The sequence below is a fragment of the Exiguobacterium sp. s130 genome (genome assembly GCF_018619055.1).
Taxonomy (GTDB): domain Bacteria; phylum Bacillota; class Bacilli; order Exiguobacteriales; family Exiguobacteriaceae; genus Exiguobacterium_A.
On the sequence record NZ_JACSNI010000008.1, the window covers coordinates 43,644 to 62,773 of the forward strand.

General features: G+C 44.8%; 17 protein-coding genes. 5 read left to right on the forward strand and 12 right to left on the reverse strand.

Going from position 1 to position 19,130, the window contains the following annotated elements; all coding sequences use genetic code 11:
* Positions 1-10: 10 nt before the first annotated feature.
* The 6 genes from lplA to HZS85_RS15105 all read right to left on the reverse strand — a co-directional run bounded on the left by lplA (position 11) and on the right by HZS85_RS15105 (position 6,760).
* Positions 11-1,000 (reverse strand): lipoate--protein ligase, encoded by a 990-nt coding sequence (gene lplA / locus HZS85_RS15080; RefSeq protein WP_214856732.1) that lies wholly within the window; start codon positions 998-1,000, stop codon positions 11-13.
* A 39-nt stretch (positions 1,001-1,039) separates the two neighbouring features.
* The gene (locus HZS85_RS15085) at positions 1,040-1,720 is read right to left on the reverse strand and encodes a DsbA family oxidoreductase (protein WP_214856733.1); all 681 of its coding nucleotides are present in this window, start codon (positions 1,718-1,720) and stop codon (positions 1,040-1,042) included.
* A 146-nt stretch (positions 1,721-1,866) separates the two neighbouring features.
* Complete coding sequence (locus HZS85_RS15090) at positions 1,867-3,522, reverse strand: glycerol-3-phosphate dehydrogenase/oxidase (protein WP_214856734.1); 1,656 nt, start codon at positions 3,520-3,522, stop codon at positions 1,867-1,869.
* 133 nt (positions 3,523-3,655) lie between these two features.
* Positions 3,656-5,146 (reverse strand): glycerol kinase GlpK, encoded by a 1,491-nt coding sequence (gene glpK, locus HZS85_RS15095; RefSeq protein ID WP_214856735.1) that lies wholly within the window; start codon positions 5,144-5,146, stop codon positions 3,656-3,658.
* A gap of 30 nt (positions 5,147-5,176) precedes the next feature.
* Positions 5,177-6,001: an MIP/aquaporin family protein gene (locus tag HZS85_RS15100; RefSeq protein ID WP_214856736.1), complete on the reverse strand. Its 825-nt coding sequence runs from the start codon at positions 5,999-6,001 to the stop codon at positions 5,177-5,179.
* Between the two features lie 195 nt (positions 6,002-6,196).
* On the reverse strand, positions 6,197-6,760 hold the full coding sequence (locus HZS85_RS15105) for a glycerol-3-phosphate responsive antiterminator (protein ID WP_023467370.1): 564 nt from the start codon (positions 6,758-6,760) through the stop codon (positions 6,197-6,199).
* A gap of 170 nt (positions 6,761-6,930) precedes the next feature.
* Here HZS85_RS15105 and HZS85_RS15110 point away from each other — a divergent pair, with 170 nt between their 5' ends.
* The gene (locus HZS85_RS15110; RefSeq protein WP_214856737.1) at positions 6,931-7,572 is read left to right on the forward strand and encodes a DUF6198 family protein; all 642 of its coding nucleotides are present in this window, start codon (positions 6,931-6,933) and stop codon (positions 7,570-7,572) included.
* 59 nt (positions 7,573-7,631) lie between these two features.
* On the opposite strand, the gene HZS85_RS15115 is transcribed toward HZS85_RS15110, so the two are convergent.
* Both HZS85_RS15115 and HZS85_RS15120 read right to left on the reverse strand, forming a co-directional pair.
* Entirely contained in the window at positions 7,632-8,375 is a 744-nt protein-coding gene (locus HZS85_RS15115; protein WP_214856738.1) for an ABC transporter permease, read from the reverse strand.
* Positions 8,353-9,270: an ABC transporter ATP-binding protein gene (locus HZS85_RS15120; protein ID WP_214856739.1), complete on the reverse strand. Its 918-nt coding sequence runs from the start codon at positions 9,268-9,270 to the stop codon at positions 8,353-8,355. The genes HZS85_RS15115 and HZS85_RS15120 overlap by 23 nt, the downstream gene beginning before the upstream one ends.
* A gap of 152 nt (positions 9,271-9,422) precedes the next feature.
* Between HZS85_RS15120 and HZS85_RS15125 the strand changes: the two genes are divergently transcribed.
* From HZS85_RS15125 to HZS85_RS15135, 3 genes are all read left to right on the forward strand, one after another.
* Positions 9,423-9,893 carry a GNAT family N-acetyltransferase gene (locus HZS85_RS15125; protein WP_214856741.1) on the forward strand — a complete coding sequence of 157 codons (471 nt, stop codon included), beginning with the start codon at positions 9,423-9,425 and terminating at the stop codon, positions 9,891-9,893.
* A 26-nt stretch (positions 9,894-9,919) separates the two neighbouring features.
* On the forward strand, positions 9,920-11,503 hold the full coding sequence (locus tag HZS85_RS15130) for a diguanylate cyclase domain-containing protein (protein WP_214856742.1): 1,584 nt from the start codon (positions 9,920-9,922) through the stop codon (positions 11,501-11,503).
* Between the two features lie 86 nt (positions 11,504-11,589).
* Positions 11,590-13,056, forward strand: a complete 1,467-nt coding sequence (locus tag HZS85_RS15135) for a glycoside hydrolase family 32 protein (protein WP_214856743.1) — start codon at positions 11,590-11,592, stop codon at positions 13,054-13,056.
* A gap of 49 nt (positions 13,057-13,105) precedes the next feature.
* On the opposite strand, the gene HZS85_RS15140 is transcribed toward HZS85_RS15135, so the two are convergent.
* The gene (locus tag HZS85_RS15140; RefSeq protein ID WP_035409789.1) at positions 13,106-13,603 is read right to left on the reverse strand and encodes a GNAT family N-acetyltransferase; all 498 of its coding nucleotides are present in this window, start codon (positions 13,601-13,603) and stop codon (positions 13,106-13,108) included.
* Positions 13,604-13,850: 247 nt separating this feature from the next.
* Between HZS85_RS15140 and HZS85_RS15145 the strand changes: the two genes are divergently transcribed.
* Positions 13,851-16,013, forward strand: a complete 2,163-nt coding sequence (locus tag HZS85_RS15145) for an ATP-dependent helicase (protein ID WP_214856744.1) — start codon at positions 13,851-13,853, stop codon at positions 16,011-16,013.
* Between the two features lie 263 nt (positions 16,014-16,276).
* Here the strand turns inward: HZS85_RS15145 and mscL are convergent, their stop codons facing one another.
* The 3 genes from mscL to cls all read right to left on the reverse strand — a co-directional run bounded on the left by mscL (position 16,277) and on the right by cls (position 19,090).
* Positions 16,277-16,669, reverse strand: coding sequence for a large-conductance mechanosensitive channel protein MscL (gene mscL / locus HZS85_RS15150; protein WP_035409394.1), 393 nt, complete (start codon positions 16,667-16,669; stop codon positions 16,277-16,279).
* Between the two features lie 12 nt (positions 16,670-16,681).
* On the reverse strand, positions 16,682-17,563 hold the full coding sequence (locus HZS85_RS15155; RefSeq protein ID WP_056059977.1) for a Cof-type HAD-IIB family hydrolase: 882 nt from the start codon (positions 17,561-17,563) through the stop codon (positions 16,682-16,684).
* Between the two features lie 75 nt (positions 17,564-17,638).
* Positions 17,639-19,090 carry a cardiolipin synthase gene (gene cls / locus HZS85_RS15160; protein ID WP_214856745.1) on the reverse strand — a complete coding sequence of 484 codons (1,452 nt, stop codon included), beginning with the start codon at positions 19,088-19,090 and terminating at the stop codon, positions 17,639-17,641.
* Positions 19,091-19,130 lie beyond the last annotated feature (40 nt).

The window sequence follows — 19,130 nt, forward strand, 5'->3', positions numbered from 1 at the left end:
CCATAAAGACTTACGCTAAAACGTCTAGCACCTCATCAAGTTCGACGGCGCCGAAATATTTTTTCAATTCGTACCGACCGAGCACTTCGCGAAGAGACGCGCGATCATAACGTGTACCTTCAAGCGCCCGTGCGATTTCTTCCGCGTCCTCGACGCCAAAGAAGTCACCGTAAATCTTCGCTTCTTCAATGATGCCTTTTTTGACATTCAATCGGAAGTCAATCGTTCCGATCGGGAAACGTTTTTTTTGAATAACATCGAATTTCGGTGATTTTCCGAAATTCCATTCCCAGTTGCCATAACGTTCTGCCGAGATGGCACGTACTTTATCCCAGTCTTCTTCAGTTAAGATATACCGTTCAATCTCTTTCCCTTCATAGATCGAGGCAAGGAGATGATCGACGAATTGTTCCATCGTCAACGGTTCTGTCAGGAATTCCGAGATGTTCGCGACACGGCTCCGAACCGATTTAATGCCTTTGGAACGCATCTTCTCTTCACTGACGACAAGCGCATTGACGACTTCTTCGATGTTCGAATCGAGCATCAGCGTACCATGACTAAACATCCGTCCTTTTGTCGTGAACTGGGCATTCCCGCTGATTTTCCGGCTTCCGACATGAATATCGTTTCGTCCAGATAACTCCGCTTCGACACCGAGTTTATGCAGCGCTTGCACGACCGGCTCCGTGAACTTTTTATAGTTGTTGAACGAATCACCGTCATCTTTCGTCAAGAAACTGAAGTTCAAGTTTCCTTCATCATGATAAACAGCGCCACCGCCGGAAAGACGACGGACGACGTGGATGCCGTTTTCCTCGACATACTTCAAATTAACTTCTTCATTCGTGTTCTGGTTTTTTCCGACGATGATGGATGGACCGTTGATATAAAACAAGAAATAGTCTTCTTCATTGACGTTCAGGTTGTTCAAGATGAATTCTTCGACAGCGAGATTGATTCGCGCATCGCGAATCTCAGGATGGAAGATGAATTTCATAAGGGTTTCGTGCTCCTTTGTGATGGAATCATAATGTGATCAGTTACAGCCGTCGACACCACACGCATCACCTTCAGCGATGATTTCAAGTGTTTGTTCTTGGCGGATCTTCGCGAAGACTTGTTCGAATGCTTCTACTGGTTGTGCGCCGGAAATAGCATATTTTCGGTCGAAGACGAAGAACGGTACACCACGAACACCAAGTTGTTGTGCCATCGCCTCTTCTTCTCGAACATCTGTCGCCAGTTCTTTTGATGCGAGAAACGCTGTGACATCTGCTTCAGCAAGTCCTGCTTCTACTGCGATCCGCGTCAGAATGGTTGGGTCATTCAAATCTTCTCCATTCATGAAATAAGCTGTGAACAAAGCTTCCGATACTGCATTCATCTTACCATGTTTTTTTGCAAATTGAGTCAGGCGATGAGCCTCGAATGTATTGGCTGGGATGACACGATCCATCTCGTAGTGCAAGCCTTCCTGACGTGCCGTATCAACGACACCTTGCGACATATTCCGTGCTTGTTCGAGAGTCGTCCCATATTTCGAAGCAAGAATTTCGTATAACCCTTGCGTCGGCACTGCTGGTGCATCTGGGTCAAGTTCAAAGCTTTTGAATTCGACCTCAACATCCAACTTTTCGTTCGCAATTGCTTGTTCTAAACGACGCTTCCCAATATAACAAAACGGACATGCATAATCCGACCATACTTCTACTTTCATCTGTGTTCTCTCCTTTTGTGCAGTTTCATACATTAAGCATAGTCGCCTCTAGACAGAGTTGCAATCTTTCCGCCCAGGTCGATTCAAATATGTTCAAAAAAAGAACCAAGATCGTTTTGATCTTGGTTCTTTAGTGCGTTCATCGCTTATTCTGTTACAAGCGCGTGTGCTGCATCTTCGATCTCAATATCGAGTTCTTTCGTGTAAGCAGCTGTTTGTTCTGCTGTCCAGTTCAAGACAGTTTTCATTTCTTCGATGACCGCGTCTTTGTGAGCACGAGCCCAAGCAATGTCGAAGAAGACAGCACCTGTACGACGGATGAAGAAGTCAATCGGACGAGCGACCATTTCATGTTCGATACCATAGTGAAGTTGTGCGTAGACAGAACGAGGAAGATCTGTCGTAGCAGCATCATATGCTGCTGCATATTCAAGTACTTTCGGTAAGTTCGAACCGTAGCGTTTTGCTAAGAATTGAACTTCCTCTGTTGTTAGACCATTCGTTGCTGTTTGAGCTTTTAGGAATTCAGCAAATCCTTTTGCTCCGCCGACATGTCCACCCGACATTGGCATGTTTTTCGTCGAGCAACGTGCATACGCAACGTTTTCTTCTTTTTTCAAGAGTTTAGCAACGAGATCAACGACGTGCTCACCCATTTTACGGTATCCAGTCAATTTCCCACCCGCAATCGTGATGAGACCTGACTCAGACTGCCATACTTCATCTTTACGAGAGATTTCAGAAGGATCTTTTCCTTCTTCATAAATCAATGGACGTACACCAGCCCAGCTTGATTCCACGTCTTCCGCTGTCACTTTAACATCTGGGAACATATAGTGGATCGCGTCTAAAACGTAGTCCTGGTCTTCGACTGTGAACTTCGGATGTGCTGTATCTTTATCGAAGAACGTATCTGTCGTACCAACGTATGCTTTTCCATCACGTGGAATCGCAAAAATCATCCGACCGTCTGGTGTATCGAAGTAGACCGCTTGTTTGAGTGGGAATTTCGATTGATCGATGACAACGTGGACACCTTTTGTCAAACGAAGTTGTTTCCCGACTTTCGAGCCATCTTTTTCACGTAATTCATCAACCCATGGACCTGTCGCGTTGACGACTTTTTTCGCACGGATTTCATGCACGTCACCTGTCAAGAGGTCTGTCACACGCATCCCGACGACTTTTCCAGCATCGTAGATGATTTCTTCTGCTTTTGTATAGTTGACGACACGTGCGCCATGTTCGACTGCTTCTTTCATGACTTCAATCGTTAGACGAGCATCATCTGTGCGGTACTCGACGTAGTAACCGCCACCTTTTAGACCTTTTTGTTTAACGAGTGGTTCTTTTGCTAATGTTTCTTTTGCAGATAACATCGTACGCCATTCAGAACGTTTAACACCTGCTAAGAAGTCATAGACACGAAGACCGATTGACGTACTGAACGGTCCGAATGTACCGCCCTTATGCATCGGAAGTAACATCCATTCTGGTGTCGTAACGTGTGGGCCGTTTTCGTAAACAATCGCACGTTCTTTACCGACTTCAGCGACCATTTGAACTTCAAATTGTTTTAAATAACGTAGACCACCATGGACTAATTTCGTTGAACGACTAGATGTACCAGATGCGAAATCCTGCATTTCGACGAGGCCAATCTTCATACCGCGTGACGCCGCATCGAGGGCGATTCCCGCACCTGTGATCCCGCCACCTACGACAAGTAGATCGAGTTCTTCACGTGTTAATCGATTATAGACATCTGCACGGTTTTTGCTTGAGAATGGTTGGTTAGCCATGAATAGTTCCTCCTGTTTAGGTTCGAAAAAAAAGAGACCACAACAAACACGCTGACTATGTCAACTGTTGCTGTGGTCTCTCCATATTCTCCGACCGGTTTATTAACTTGACCTTACTATAACATAGATCACATCATTTAAACAACATCGTAGCTTGAATAGCTTTTTGCCATCCGCCATAAAGCGCATCCGTCTCTTCTTTTGCCATACTCGGCTCGAAACGGCGTTCTTTTTTCCATTGCGTAGCAATTTGTTCACGGTTTTCAAAGAATCCGACAGCAAGACCTGCCAAGTAGGCTGCACCTAATGCCGTCGTCTCATTGATTTCCGGACGCTCAACTGGCGCTTGGATGATGTCACCTTGGAACTGCATCAAGAAGTCGTTTTTAACCGCTCCACCATCGACACGGAGCGTTTTCATCTCGATGCCTGAATCTTGCTCCATCGCAGATAGGACGTCGCGTGTCTGATAAGCGAGTGATTCAAGTGTCGCGCGGATGAAGTGTTCTTTTTCCGTACCACGTGTCAAACCGAAGACGGCACCACGAACGTCTGAATCCCAGTAAGGTGTACCAAGACCAACGAATGCTGGTACAACGTAGACACCGTCTGAAGACGTGACGCGTGTTGCGTATCCTTCTGATTCTTTGGCATCATCAATGAGACGTAAGCCGTCACGTAACCATTGAATCGCAGATCCTGCGACGAAGATACTTCCTTCTAGAGCATACTCCACTTTTCCATCGACGCCCCATGCGATCGTCGTCAGCAATCCGTGATCTGATTTCACAGCCTCTTCCCCTGTGTTCATCAACATGAAGCAGCCTGTACCGTATGTGTTCTTCGCCATTCCTGTATCAAAACACGCTTGACCAAACAATGCGGCTTGCTGATCGCCCGCTGCTCCAGCAATCGGAACTGCTTCTCCGAAGAAGTGATACCCTGCTGTCTCTGCGTACACTTCAGAAGATGGTCGTACTTCTGGAAGCATCGCTTTCGGGACATCTAAGATGCCGAGTAACTCGTCATCCCATTTCAATTCATGAATGTTATACATCAACGTACGACTTGCATTCGAATAGTCGGTCACATGTGCTTTTCCGCCGGATAATTTCCAGATGAGCCACGTATCGATCGTACCAAACAGTAGTTCACCACGTTCAGCACGTTCCCGTGCTCCTTCGACATGATCTAAAATCCATTTGACTTTCGTACCAGAGAAATAAGCGTCAATCAATAGACCTGTCTTCTCACGGAAGAGCTCGGCATGACCGGCTGCTCGAAGCGCTTCACAGATTTCAGCCGTTTGTCTCGATTGCCACACGACTGCATTGTGAATCGGTTTCCCTGTTTCTTTTTCCCAGACGACAGCTGTTTCACGTTGGTTCGTGATTCCAATACCAGCAATCTGCGATGGCTTTACGTTCGCCTCCGTCAGACAAGTCGCCACGACAGCAAGGACACTTCCCCAAATCTCGTTTGCGTTGTGTTCGACCCAACCTGGTTTCGGAAAATACTGCGTGAATTCCTGTTGTGCTGAATGGACGATCTCGCCGGCACGATTAAACAGGATCGCACGTGTACTCGTCGTTCCCTGATCCAATGACAAAATGTAGTTCTCCATCTCTTCCCCATCCTTTTGTATCTAAATAAGTTAAGCTGACTTTGACTCCACTGACGTTGTTTTGTTCGGACGAACACCGAATCTATAGCATAAGCCTAATATGACGATTGTCACAAGTCCTACAACCCAAAAAGCCGGTGTATCTTTTCCTGTGAAGACCGAACGATAAAACAATCCGCCAAGACTTCCACCGAGAACTGGTCCGAGAACCGGAATCCAAGAGTACCCCCAGTTCGATGATCCTTTTCCATGAATCGGTAAGATGAAGTGAGCGATACGTGGACCAAGGTCCCGCGCCGGATTCATCGCATATCCTGTCGTGCCTCCGAATGACATACCGAGGCTGACGATCAAGAAACCGACGATTAATGGATTCAGACCATCGGAGAACTTATTCGCTCCGATCGATAACAACCCGATGACAAGTAAGAATGTCGCAATCATTTCACTCATTAGATTGGCAAATGTATATGGAATCGCTGGTGACGTCGCAAAGACGCCGAGTTTCGTTGCTGGATCTTTCGTCTCCGCCCAGTGTGGTAAGTAATGAACGAAAACAAGACTTGCACCAAGTATCCCGCCGGCAATTTGAGCGACGATATAGCCTGGTACGTCCGCCCATGCAAATGAACCGTCAAAGGCTAAACCAAGCGTTACTGCTGGATTAAGGTGTGCTCCACTGAATTGACCGACGGCATACGCTGCAATCGCCACAGCAAAACCCCACGCAAACGTGATGACGATCCAACCTGCATCCTTCGCAAACGATTTCGTCAAACTAACGCCTGCACCAACACCATTCCCAAGCGCGACAAGCAAGGCTGTACCTAAAAATTCCGCTAGTAAGGGTGACATATGTGTTCCTCCTTTTTGTTATGTGAAAAAAGCAACATAAAAAGGAGATCCACGTCAGCTCCTACTTGAATTTACTTCAAGCAGAACTCACACGTGAATCTCCCTTTTCTCCGTCACTTTGTATCAACTTGATATCACTATAACAACCAGTGAAAACGCTGTCAAACAATCTGAATGATTTTCCTCACAATCCAGTTAAGAGCGTGGTTCAAAATGCCGCCATAAATCCTTGTTCGATGTCGTGATACTCGAAGCACCCGCTTCAATCGCTTGTTCCACTTCCTCGACCGTATCGATAAGTCCACCAGCGAATACGAGACGCCCTGTCTTTTCTTTCACTTCTTGAATGTACTTTGGCATTAACCCTGGTAATACTTCGATGTAATCAGGTTGCGTCCGTTCCATAAGTTGATAACTTTTTTCAAGTGAACTTGAATCGAGTAAAAACATGCGTTGCATCGTCTTGACCTTTTTTTGACGTGCTTTCAAGATGACGCTTGCCTTCGTCGAAATGACACCATACGGTTTCAATTCTTGGCAGACGTATTCCGTTGCGTATTCATCATTTTTTAATCCTTGTACGAGATCCATGTGCAAAAACATTTTTTTGTCGTAACGATGCGCCATCTCGTAGACTGCTTTTAAACGCGATACGTGCATTTCGAGTAAGACCCCATATTCATATGGACTCTTCAGCATCTTTTCAAAGTCTTCTAATTTTCTAACGGAAGGTAGGATCTTCTGTCCAAAATATGTCATACGTTCTCCCCCTGATTCGTAATGTGTCCTAAGTATGTCGTGAAACATAAGGAATAGGCAATGCTCTTTTCATGAAAATAAGTGAAAAGAGCGCTACGATTAGGGTATAGCTTAACGAAACGATTTCTTTTCAGGAGGTGAACGCGCAGTCCTACCGTCTGTGCACGTCAATGAGTCAGCAAAAACGGATTGTCATCTATTTATTCTCTATTTTAATTAACGCTTTAGGAAATAGCTTCATGGTGACCGCCTCAATCGGCAGTGCACCTTGGACATCAGCGAGTGAAGCCGTCGCGGCGATTTCACCTTTAACTGTCGGACTAGCGATCATCGTCTTACATGTGCTCGCTTTAATAGCAGCACTTTCTCTTGGGAGTCGATTTAGTTGGTGGACGATCGTCCTCAGTTTCGCACTCGTCGTCCTGTTCGGCGCTGCGATTGATTTCTTCTTATCCATCCATCAATTGATTTACACTCCACAAGGACTGTGGATGCGTGCCTTGTATATGTTAATCGGCATGCCATTGATTTCACTTGGACTCGCCCTCTATCTCCAAATCGGATTCGTATTGATGCCTCCGGATTACTTGATGAAGTCACTGATCAGCCGCTTCAAAAGTACATCGCTCGGAGCAACGATCAGCCTCGGTATTCCTTTTTTGATCGCTTGCCTCTTTTCACTGATTGAACGCGAACTGATCGGCATCGGAGTCGGAACTTTCATTTTCCTCTTATTGAACGGTCCACTGATCGAATGGTTTCAGCGATTGTTCCCGATTACGGCACGTCCACCTAAACGGACAAGTTCTTGAATACTGTAAAAGAGCTGCTACTGATAGACAAATTCATCTATCAGTAGCAGCTCTTTCATTTACGTATATGATTTTCTTTGGAAGACAAGAATCGATGCACCTAACAAGACGATGATATGAGCCAATACGAACAAGGCGGAGAACGTCAAAGTTGTTCCCATCGCTTCACTCGTACCATAGGTCATAGAATCCTTGAAATACATTGACCAGTCTAAATGCATGAATACGATCCACTTAGCGATTGCTGGTTTGAAACCAACCAATAAGTTACCCGCAATGCTCGTAAAGAACTGTGCTAATACGGTAAAGCCAATGATCATACCGACCGAGCGGAATAATAATGAGAAGAACAACGTCATAAATATCGTAAAAATCGGACTGACGACCTCAACGATCGTGTCGCGGAACAGGATCGGATCTCCTACCTCTGAAAACACAAATGAGCCTGCGTAGACGATCGCAGCGATGAACACGAATTGGAATAACATGATCAAGATCGAGAAGATCAGCTTCGAGAAATAAATCGTCATTCGTGAATATGGACTCATTAATAGATGTTTCATCGTATCATATCGTACTTCATTCCCGATAGCTTCTGCCGTGAAGACGATCGTGATGATCCCTAATAAGGAGGTCAACAACACAAACGTTAAGGAATAGTAATCATAGCGTGTGAACTCAAAATCATTTGTCTTCGCCACAATGATAATACCAACCGCAATGACGACATATAGCGCTAAGACGATTTTCGCTTTTTTAGTCGTCCACCATTTCATCCATTCATTTTGTATGAGCGAAAGCATGTGAATCCCCCTCTTTTTTCGTTACTTGCAGGAATTGTTCTTCGAGCGTCAAGCGTTTGACGGTCAATTCATGTAAGTCAGCAATCGGCACGACAAGTCGGGCAATCGCCGGACACTCACTTTCTGGTGCTGTGATGATGATTTGTTCATCAAGTACTTCTGATGGATAGTTCGCGATGCGAAGGGCTTCAAGTACGTCAGTCATCGCTTCCTTATTGACGCGAAGTGCCACCTTTGCTCCGGTTTCGTTACGAACCGATTCGACTGACTTGATGACACCTTGATCAATGATGGCATATCGATCACTGATTTGTTCCATTTCACTCAGCATATGACTTGAGATCAAAATTGCGATATCCTGCTCACGCGCCATTTGTCGTAAATACTCACGAAGTTCTGCGATCCCGGACGGATCTAGACCATTTGTCGGTTCATCTAAAATCAAGACGCGCGGATTATGTAACAACGCACGAGCAATTCCAAGACGTTGCTTCATTCCGAGTGAATACTCTCCAACTTTCTTCGAAAGCTTTCCTTCTAAACCAACGAGACGAGCAAGTGCGTCATAGTCGACTTGTCCGAGTCCTGGAATCAGGTTTTTTGCATGTATCAAGTTTTGTTTGCCTGTTAAATAAGGATAAAAAGCTGGATTTTCAACGATTGCTCCGATTTGCGTTAATGCCTTCGAACGCTCTTCTACGACATCATAGCCATTGACCGTGACTCGCCCAGCATCCTGCTCAAGCAGACCCGTGATGATACGAATCGTTGTCGTCTTCCCTGCCCCATTTGGTCCGAGGAAGCCGAACACTTCTCCTGGGAATACCTCAAAACTGACGTCTTTTAGAATTTGCTCTTTTCCGAGACGCTTTGAGATATTTTCAATCTTTAACATCTGCTCTTCCTCCTCATTCATATTTTGTTTATGCTATATAGTGTACGTGAATTCCCTGCGAAAGTTTCTTTTCTTACAAATATGTAATCTGATTCCAAATAAAAATCCGCTAACGCAGAAATTTGAGACTAAATAAGGAATGGAGTCTTCAGATGATTCTTTTTGAAGAAATGACACGTGAACATTTTCCGATCGTTCAATCACTGTACGCAAGCGTTCCAGAGTATGCATGTCTAGAAGAACGGGCGCTACCACTCTCTGATTCGATCTTACAGGAGGAATTCTTGAATCCCGATACTGTATCGCTGATCGGGTATATCGATGGAGAACCTGTCTTACTGATTGACTACCTCCCAAAGCATCCGCAAGACGGTACAACGTGGATTGGTTTATTTTTACTTGATGCTTCTCATCATGGTACCGGAACGGGTAGTCGGTTACTGTCCGCCTTTTTCAATCAATTCTTAAGTCGAGAGTCACAGATTCACCTCGCCGTATTACCTGATAACGCAAAAGCCCGACGGTTTTGGGAAAAACAGGGATTCCGCTACGTGCGAACGAGCATCTCGAACCGTGAACATCAAGTAGACGTCTATGTATATGAGTCAAACAAAAACAAATGAGAAACATATGAATGGAGTATCACACAATGTCCAGACCCTCACTTCGCTTTGACATCCTGTTAGCGGGATTGATTTCCCTATTATTTTTTAGCATGACGCTGTTGTTGACCTTCTTCATCAGTCAACACGCGACAAGCCGACTCCAATCGGAAGTCAGAATGAATCTGTCAACGACTGCTCATCAACTATCCGACAAGCTCGATCATTACATGTGGTCACGCTATGCAGAAGTGAAGTTGCTCGGCTCTTTATCAACGATTCAACAAACAGATCAAAAAGTAGAAACACGTCGGACACTAGAGGAGTTACAACGACAGATTCCCGACTTTTCTTGGATTGGTCGTTTAGATGCGAACGGTAAAGTCATTGCGTCAACGAACCAAATTCTTGAAGGAACATCGATCAAAGAACGACCTGTTTTTCAAGAAGCATTATCGCAACCATTCATCGGTGATGTTCATGAAGCCGTCCTACTCGCAAAATTATTGCCGAATCCAAGTGGTGAGCCACTCCAATTTGTCGATATAAGTACACCTTTATATGATAAGGGACGATTTTCCGGCGTCCTCGCGACACACCTCAGTTTCGAATGGGCTAAAGCGATTGAACAAAGTTTCCAGAGCGCTACCTCTTCTCTCCAAAAAGTCGATGTCTTCATCGTTAGTCAAGATCGAAAGACTATTTTGCTTGGACCAAACGGATGGAGTGGTAAGACATTGCCTACTAGTGTAACGCTCACTTCGAATGCTCCTGCGACCGCTTTTTGGAAAGAGAAAGAATTCGTCTCTGGTCAAAGTACGAGCCGTGGTTACAAAGACTATGATGGACTAGGTTGGACGGTTCTCGTGCGTCAACCGACATCGATTGCCTTCGCTGATGCCGACGCTTTACGCCAAACGATTTTCATCGCTGGGTTAATTGCCTCTCTCATTACAGCCGTGCTTGGGTGGATGTTAGCGAAACTGCTGACTCGACCACTCTTAAAAATCACGCATGCCGCACAACAAATGCAAGGTGATCCTTCAAAATCACTTCCGAACCATCGTGGAATCCGAGAAATCGAGACATTGACAGATGCCCTACAGCAACTGATTCGTCGATTGCTGCATACCGAAAAAGAAAAACTGACGTTTGAACGATTATCGCAACGTGACAGTCTCACGGGTCTTGCGAATCGAAATGGTCTTGCTCAATACATCGAACAATTACCTATAGGAACGCATTCCATCTACCTTTGTCTCGATTTAGACGGTTTTAAAGCAGTTAACGACACATATGGGCACGCACTTGGTGATCTCCTCCTGATCGAGGTCGGTCAACGTCTCAAACAGTTACTTCCACCTGGTGGCTTCGTCGCTCGTCTTGGTGGCGATGAGTTCATCATCGTCTTAACGAATCAGTCTGTAGTAGAAGCACAACACTTAGGTGAACAATGGATTGCCCATGTCTCGATGCCTTATCATTTAGAAGAACAGACCGTCCATATCGGAATGAGCATCGGACTCGCTGAACAGATAGCAGGTGAATCGCTCGAGCAAGTCATGCACCATGCGGATTTAGCGCTCTATCGTTCGAAGCAAGATGGTAAAGGATGTATTTCCGTTCATTGACCTTTTGGAACGGAGGATTGACAAGCGCGTTTCTCCTCCGTAAGGTGAACGAGAAGCGTATAAATTTTCAACAAGGAGCTGTCAGCATGAATCAATGGACACGTGAAGCACGATATCGTCCCCTCTCGGATGTCGATCCGACCGTATACCAAGTGATGAAGGAAGAAGTAAGAACATCTCCTTGGCGATTTTCTTACCATATCCAACCTCCAACCGGACTTTTGAATGATCCGAACGGCTTCGTCTACCACGACGGTCTTTATCATTTATTTTATCAATGGTTCCCACTCGGTCCTGTTCATGGTCTAAAGTACTGGTATCACATGACATCAAAAGACCTCGTACATTGGTTCGATGAAGGGGCCGCCTTGATTCCAAATGACGATCCTGATTCGCACGGCGCTTATTCCGGTAGTGGCTTCATCAAAGATGATCAAGTGCACATCATGTACACCGGTAACAAACGGGACGCAGAGTGGAATCGCCATACGAGTCAAATCGTTGGGCACCTTCGTTCGGATGGACGGATTGAAAAACACTTACCACCTGCTATTCCAACCGTTCCTGAAGGCTATACAGAACATTTTCGTGATCCGAAAGTCTTTCAAGATGCATCGGGCATCTGGTACTGCATACTTGGAGCACAGCGCACTGACTTGACAGGTTGTACTGTCATTTATCAGTCTCAAGATGCAGAGCACTGGACGTTGGTCGGTGAGTTACGGACGAACTACCCGACATTCGGTTATATGTGGGAATGTCCTGATTATTTCGAGCTTAATGGAAAAGGCGTCTTTCTCTTTAGTCCTCAAGGGATTGAGCCAGATGGTACGAACTATCAAAATATTTTCCAGTCCGGTTACTTCATCGGGGAACCGTTAGCTTTACCCAACTTAACATTCACACATGAACCTTTCCAAGAACTCGATTTCGGATTCGACTTCTATGCGCCACAAACAACTGAGGCGGCAGATGGTCGACGGATTCTTGTTGGTTGGATGGGTTTACCGGACATTAGTTATCCTTCTGACATTTATAACTGGGCACATGCTTTGACATTGCCGCGTGAATTAACGATCGAACAGGGACAACTTCGTCAACGACCTGTCCATGAACTGACACAGCTACGAAAAGAAACCTTATTTGACGAAACGATTCTTTTCGAGCAAGATGTGACGGTTGCGGAAGCCGAGATTTTCGAACTCGTGATGACAGACTTGAAGCTGTCGTCGGATTCGTTCCGCTTCTCAATTCGTCAAGACGCTACAGAAGAAACCCTATTTAAATATGATGTCGTTTCGCGTCAATTTACGATTGACCGGAGTCGTTCGGGTGTGGAGGTTCCTGCTGAATCATTTGGTACATCACGATCGACTGTCCTTTCGAAAGACTTGCAGACATTACGTTTGTTTGTGGACCGGTCCTCGTTCGAACTTTTCCTCAATGATGGAGAAGCCGTCGCAAGCGGACGTATTTTCCCAAAAGCAACGAGTCGAGGTGTCGGATTCTCTGGTGAGGCGACTGCCCACCTCTCTATTTACGATTTATCTTAAATAGCAAAAAGCATTTTCCTGAATAGAATCAGGAAAATGCTTTTTTACTTCACTGCTTCAATCGTGATTCCTTTTCTAAATCGAAGGCGAGAATATGTTGCTCTCCGATTGGACCCATGACCGATTGTAACGTATCGACATATCCCGTCTTGAAATACAGTGATTTTGCAGCGATATTCTTTTTATTGACCGCAAGTGTAATCGATGTGACTTCCGGGAAATGATGATGGACGAACTCCGGTAACTGCATCATCGCTTCCTTCGCGTATCCTTGATGTTGATGCCGTTCATCAATCGAAAAGGCACGTAACAGGACACTTTGTTCATCCGTCCGGTGTGTTTTAGGGGGATTGAGATGGAGAATAAAAAATCCGACGACGAGCTCGTCTTTTTTAATAACAACCGGAAACTTATCGGGATGTGCAACCGCATCCGTAACGACATCTGTTGGAAAAGAAGTAAACTGAACTTGTTCTTCCGGAAGAATGAACGCCTCACATTGTTCATAATGTTCATTTGTATACATGTGTAATTTCACTACAGACATTCTCATTCCGCCTTCCCTCTTTGTACAGGACAAGAGAGTACTCTCTTACATCTATTCCCATTTTAATATTTTTGAGTCCATTTGCCTAGTCTTTTAAAGTCACTCCTCTTACATTGCTTCCAATAGTCTTTTGTCTCTTTATTCCACGGTTCGTCTTTCAGTAATCCAATCCGATCATCAAAAATGCTACACTAGGGAGAGTTCGATTTAATGGACACGAAATTAAACGCTCGAGGTGAACTGTATCATGCATGAAGATTTTTTCAAACAGATGGAGCGATTGACCGGCATTCAATTGAATCCTGTCCAACAACAGGCAATTGAACATGACCATGGTCCGTTGCTGTTACTCGCCTCACCCGGCTCTGGAAAAACAACGACCCTTAATTTTAAGATTGCCTATTTGATTTTACAAAAAAAAATTGAACCACATCGTATTCTTGGACTGACCTTCAGTAAAGCGGCAGCTCGCGAGATGGCGGATCGATTTTATCATTTATTCCATGAACTAATCGGAACAACAGCGGCTTTTTCGACAATCCACAGTTTTGCTTTTCAAGTCGTCCGGGACCATACGTCTCAACAACGCCTCTCCTATACGATCATCGAAGGACCGATGGATCAACGACATCCGAATGCGCCACATAAACGGATGTTACTGCGCCGTATTTTCCAGGAAATTAATCGGAGTGTCATTACCGATGATCAAATGGATGATTTGTTACGGATGATTTCCTTTGTCAAAAATCGCCTTCTTTCTTTAAAAGAAATCAAGGCAGTACCGACGACGATCAAACACTTTCCTGACATCTATGTCGCATATGAACAATTCAAGTCTCGTGATCCTGTACATCCGTTACTTGATTTCGATGATATGTTGACATATGCTAATACGATTTTGGAACAAGACCGTCGTCTATTGCAACATTACCAACGTCGCTTCGATTATATTCTGACAGATGAGAGTCAAGATACATCACTCGTTCAACATCAACTGGTTGAAAAGTTAGCCTTACCCCATAATCGCCTTTGTGTCGTCGCGGACGATGACCAGACGCTTTACAGTTGGCGTGGCGCAGATGCATCCAAGATTCTCCACTTCAAGGATACGTATCCGAATGCGACGATTCTTTACATGGAACAAAATTATCGCTCATCAAAGGACATCGTCTCAGTCGCCAATCAATTCATCCAACGTAATAAAGCACGTTATCCGAAACAGATGTTCACGGAGAATGCTGCGGTTCGTCCAATTATCTTAGAGACGCTACCGACTTATGAAGATCAGACTCGTTATTTATTGAATCAGTTACGGACGGAAACGAATTACCGCGAAGTCGCCATCTTATATCGCAACAATGCTTCTTCGATCAACGTCATGAATGCGTTAGATCAAGCAAACATTCCTTTTTACATTAAGGATGTTGATCATAAATTCTTCAGTCATTGGATTTTGAAGGATATTTTAAATTTCATGACATTCGCACAAGATCCAACAGATATCGAGGTTCTAGCAACCATCCATACGAAGTTCGCCGGATATATCTCGAAAGCTCAACTGGCTCAATTGCAACAGTTTGGTTCGGGTGAATCTGTATTTGATCTACTCATAAACAAAATCGAAATGAAGTTTTATCAAAAGAAACAACTTCAACAAATGAAGCGCACATTCGCTTCCATTCAGACCGTTCGACCGTCTGCTGCCCTCTCTTTGATTCGTCATGAACTGGGCTACGAAAAGAATTTGCGGAAAATGAGTGAGAGTCTCGGTTTTAGTCTCGACCACCTGCTTGAGACATTAAATACGATCGATAACATCGCAAGTGATGTACCGACGTTACTCGCCTTTCGTGAGCGGATCGCGCATCTCGAACAGTTGATGCGTGATGCGAAACAAAACAAAAATCAAAATGCGGTCACTCTTTCGACCTTTCACAGTGCAAAGGGACTTGAATTTGATCGCGTCTTTATGATTGATCTCGTTGCTGGTATTCTTCCATCGGCTGACACGATCAAGGCGTACAAGAATGGACAACTCGATGATATGGAAGAAGCAGCACGCTTGTTTTACGTCGGGATGACACGGGCACGACACGAACTGCATCTCCTGTCTTATCGTTTTAAATCGAAATCGTTCGATGTCTCACCATTCGTCGAAGACGTTCATCGTCTTGTTACACCGGATTCCGCAAAAAGAAAAATAGAACGCCAACGTCCTGCCATTGCAGCGCGAGCTAAAGTTCCTCCACTTCCGATCACTGAGAACATGCGTGTATCGCATACAGCATTTGGTCCCGGAACCGTCTTGCACCTGGTTGATGATGTGCTAGAAATTTCATTTGATCAAGGAATGAAAAAACAGTTTTCGTTACAAGTCTGCTCCGAAAATGCATTACTCGAAATTTTATGAGACAAAAAAGAGGCTGACTCAAAAGTCAGTCTCTACAAAGATAAGGGGGACAGATCATCAATCTGTCCCCCTTATCTCATAATAAAAAGAATGACGCGTCACACGCCACTCCTACAGGAAAAACGCATTTGTGCGTTGTCAGAGACGAACAAGACCCGCTTTCCTGTTTCAAGGAAGCAGGAAAACTGGCTTGTGTCTCGCCTGAGGAAAGGGCGTGAAAAGACGCGTCATTCTTTTTTTGAGTCAGCCCCTTTTGGTATATATCAGTTTTTAGGTGATGACTCATTTTGACGAATCAAGGCATCTCTGATTTCTGTCAATAGTTTTTCTTCTGTCGTTGGTACCGCTTCTTCTTCGACGACTTCTTCCTTCTTCCGGAACGAAGTGATTCCTTTGACGAAGATGAACAAAGCAAAGGCAATCAATAAGAATTCGATACTCGCCTGAAGGAACTGACCGTACTGTAATTTTGCATTTCCGACCATGATTGATAATCCTTTGACATCAATACCACCGATGATGATACCGATCAACGGCATGAAGACGCTGTCGACGAGTGATTTGATAATCCCGCTGAACGCAGCACCGAGAATGACTCCGACCGCTAAATCGATCACATTGCCTCGAAAAGCAAACTCCTTAAATGCCTTAAACATGAAAAATCCCCCTTACCAAGCACGGGACGCCAATTGCTGAATCGCATATCCGACGCCGTGCTCATCGTTTGTTTTCGTTACGTGATGCGCAATCGCTTTTGCTTCATCATGACCATTCCCCATCGCGATCGCCTTTCCAGCAACCTTAAACATGGGAAGATCGTTCAAATTATCACCGATGACAGCGACTTGTTCGATCGGCACACCAAGGTGGTCCGCGAGGATTTTAACTGCCGTTCCTTTATCGGCACCGACTGCCATGACTTCGATGTTATCGTGTCCTGACGACGTGACATAGACACCCTCGACTTTCTGCTCGATTTCCTGCCAGATTGTTTTCATCAATTCTTGATCAAATGAGAACGAAATGAACTTGAATACTTTTCCCGCTTGATTACGAATGTATGACCGGAATCCATCAATCATCTTGACGTCTTCGTGGACATAATAGCGATCGTGGAAGAAATCAAGCACTTGTTTTGCCCGATCACTTTCTTCACTTAATTCTTTTAACGAATCGTAGGCTGCATCAATCGTCGCTCCTTGCGCTGTCACGAGTCCTTGATCACAGAACATCTCGAAGAAGACTTCGTACTGGCTAATGATGCCGTAAATTTGCTGTGCTTGTTCTGTCGTCAGAGTCGTCGCACTCAACTCTTCTCCATCGACGGTCATCACACGTGCCCCGTTTGAAGCAATGATCGGACAATGAATTCCTGCGGCATCCGTCAATTCTTTAGCATTTAAGTAATTACGTCCTGTTGCAATTGCAAACTCGACACCTTGTTCGCGTGCTGCTTCAATTGCCTGAATCGTCTCCGGTTCTATTCGTTGTTTGCCCGAAAGAACGGTACCATCCATGTCTGATACGAGTAATTTAATTGGATTTGCCATCGTCTTCACTCTCCTCTTTTTCTATTTCCATACCACTATACCATTTTTCACATTTTGACTGGTCGTAAACACAGTTTACAAGATTGGTGACAACAAACGCGAAATACTTTCCTTGAATTTGATCATTCTTGAACGCGCAACATACGACTCGACCGTCATGAGCTTTGATACATCACAATCGGCTAAGAAGAGCCGTTCTAGTTCAATTGCTACTTCCTGATCATAGACGATTGTATTCATTTCGAAATTTAAACGGAAACTTCGTGCATCGATATTCGTCGTCCCGACTGAAGCAATCTCTCCATCAACAACAATCGTCTTCGCATGTAAAAATCCAGGTTCATACGTGTAGACTTTAGCTCCGTACGACAACAACTCTCCTACAGCAGCTGTCGTCGCCCAGTAAACGAATGGATGGTCCGGCTTATTCGGAATCATGATGCGCACCTCCACTCCAGACAGAAGGGCTGCCTTACATGCATCTAAATAACTCGTGTCTGGAATGAAATAAGGCGATTGAATGTAAATCGTCCGCCTTGCCTCATTGATCATCTTGATCAAAGCAAGCTTCAGATATTCTGAACGGGAATCCGGACCTGACGTGACGATCTGCATCGGTAATATATTCTGAACCCTGTGTGTCCCGTAGTAGAACAATGATTTTTCTGTATAGACGTCACTCGCTTGATTCCAGTCAAGAATAAAACGGTCGAGCTGATCGTGAACGACATCACCTTTCAAGCGAAAATGCGTATCCCGCCAGTAGCCGAACTTTTCGTCGATACCTAGATATTCCGTACCGACGTTAAATCCACCAATGTAGCCGATTCGACCGTCAATGATACAGGATTTACGGTGATTGCGGTTATTTAAGCGAAAATTAACGAAACCGATCGTCGACGGGAAAAAAGCGAACACTTCTCCCCCGTGTACCAGTAAATCTTTGAAATCCGTCCGTTTGAGACTACGTGATCCGACAGCATCGTATAATAGACGGACTTTGATTCCACGACGAGCACATTCGGTTAATGCATCGATCAACGCTAGCCCAAGGCGATCTTTCTGAATGATGTAGTATTGAATATTCACTTCATGTTCTGCCTGGCGGATATCTTGAATCATCCGATTGAATTTCTGTTCTCCATCCGAAAGAATCTGCAGTTGATTCGAGAGACTGAGTAACGAACCGTTCGACATCAGATTCATCCGAATCATATCCCGGTGCTTTTGAATCATCGGGTGCCGCCCCATCGTCACGAGTTCTTTTTTCTGTAAGGCAATCCGTCTATCGTGTTCTAGTTGTTCTTCTTCCGTAATACGATAAAAATTCGATTTTTTCAACAATCTTCCGAAAAACAGATAGACGAGAAACCCAACGAGTGGAACGAAATACAAGATGAACACCCATGCCCACGTCGCACCAATATCGCGCCGTTCGAGAAAAATAACCGTTAGGACCGCAAAGATATTCATGATGAGCAATCCGTAGACGATGATGATCGTGAACGTACTCCATACTTCCACCATACGATTCCCTCCCGTTTCAACGGTATTGTTCGATTTTGGT

Bases quoted from the DNA above. Each gene is read 5' to 3' on its own strand.
- lplA (WP_214856732.1), bottom strand. From the start codon at position 1,000: ATGAAATTCATCTTCCATCCTGAGATTCGCGATGCGCGAATCAATCTC.
- HZS85_RS15085 (WP_214856733.1), bottom strand. From the start codon at position 1,720: ATGAAAGTAGAAGTATGGTCGGATTATGCATGTCCGTTTTGTTATATT.
- HZS85_RS15090 (WP_214856734.1), bottom strand. From the start codon at position 3,522: ATGGCTAACCAACCATTCTCAAGCAAAAACCGTGCAGATGTCTATAAT.
- glpK (WP_214856735.1), bottom strand. From the start codon at position 5,146: ATGGAGAACTACATTTTGTCATTGGATCAGGGAACGACGAGTACACGT.
- HZS85_RS15100 (WP_214856736.1), bottom strand. From the start codon at position 6,001: ATGTCACCCTTACTAGCGGAATTTTTAGGTACAGCCTTGCTTGTCGCG.
- HZS85_RS15105 (WP_023467370.1), bottom strand. From the start codon at position 6,760: ATGACATATTTTGGACAGAAGATCCTACCTTCCGTTAGAAAATTAGAA.
- HZS85_RS15110 (WP_214856737.1), top strand. From the start codon at position 6,931: ATGAGTCAGCAAAAACGGATTGTCATCTATTTATTCTCTATTTTAATT.
- HZS85_RS15115 (WP_214856738.1), bottom strand. From the start codon at position 8,375: ATGCTTTCGCTCATACAAAATGAATGGATGAAATGGTGGACGACTAAA.
- HZS85_RS15120 (WP_214856739.1), bottom strand. From the start codon at position 9,270: ATGTTAAAGATTGAAAATATCTCAAAGCGTCTCGGAAAAGAGCAAATT.
- HZS85_RS15125 (WP_214856741.1), top strand. From the start codon at position 9,423: ATGATTCTTTTTGAAGAAATGACACGTGAACATTTTCCGATCGTTCAA.
- HZS85_RS15130 (WP_214856742.1), top strand. From the start codon at position 9,920: ATGTCCAGACCCTCACTTCGCTTTGACATCCTGTTAGCGGGATTGATT.
- HZS85_RS15135 (WP_214856743.1), top strand. From the start codon at position 11,590: ATGAATCAATGGACACGTGAAGCACGATATCGTCCCCTCTCGGATGTC.
- HZS85_RS15140 (WP_035409789.1), bottom strand. From the start codon at position 13,603: ATGTCTGTAGTGAAATTACACATGTATACAAATGAACATTATGAACAA.
- HZS85_RS15145 (WP_214856744.1), top strand. From the start codon at position 13,851: ATGCATGAAGATTTTTTCAAACAGATGGAGCGATTGACCGGCATTCAA.
- mscL (WP_035409394.1), bottom strand. From the start codon at position 16,669: ATGTTTAAGGCATTTAAGGAGTTTGCTTTTCGAGGCAATGTGATCGAT.
- HZS85_RS15155 (WP_056059977.1), bottom strand. From the start codon at position 17,563: ATGGCAAATCCAATTAAATTACTCGTATCAGACATGGATGGTACCGTT.
- cls (WP_214856745.1), bottom strand. From the start codon at position 19,090: ATGGTGGAAGTATGGAGTACGTTCACGATCATCATCGTCTACGGATTG.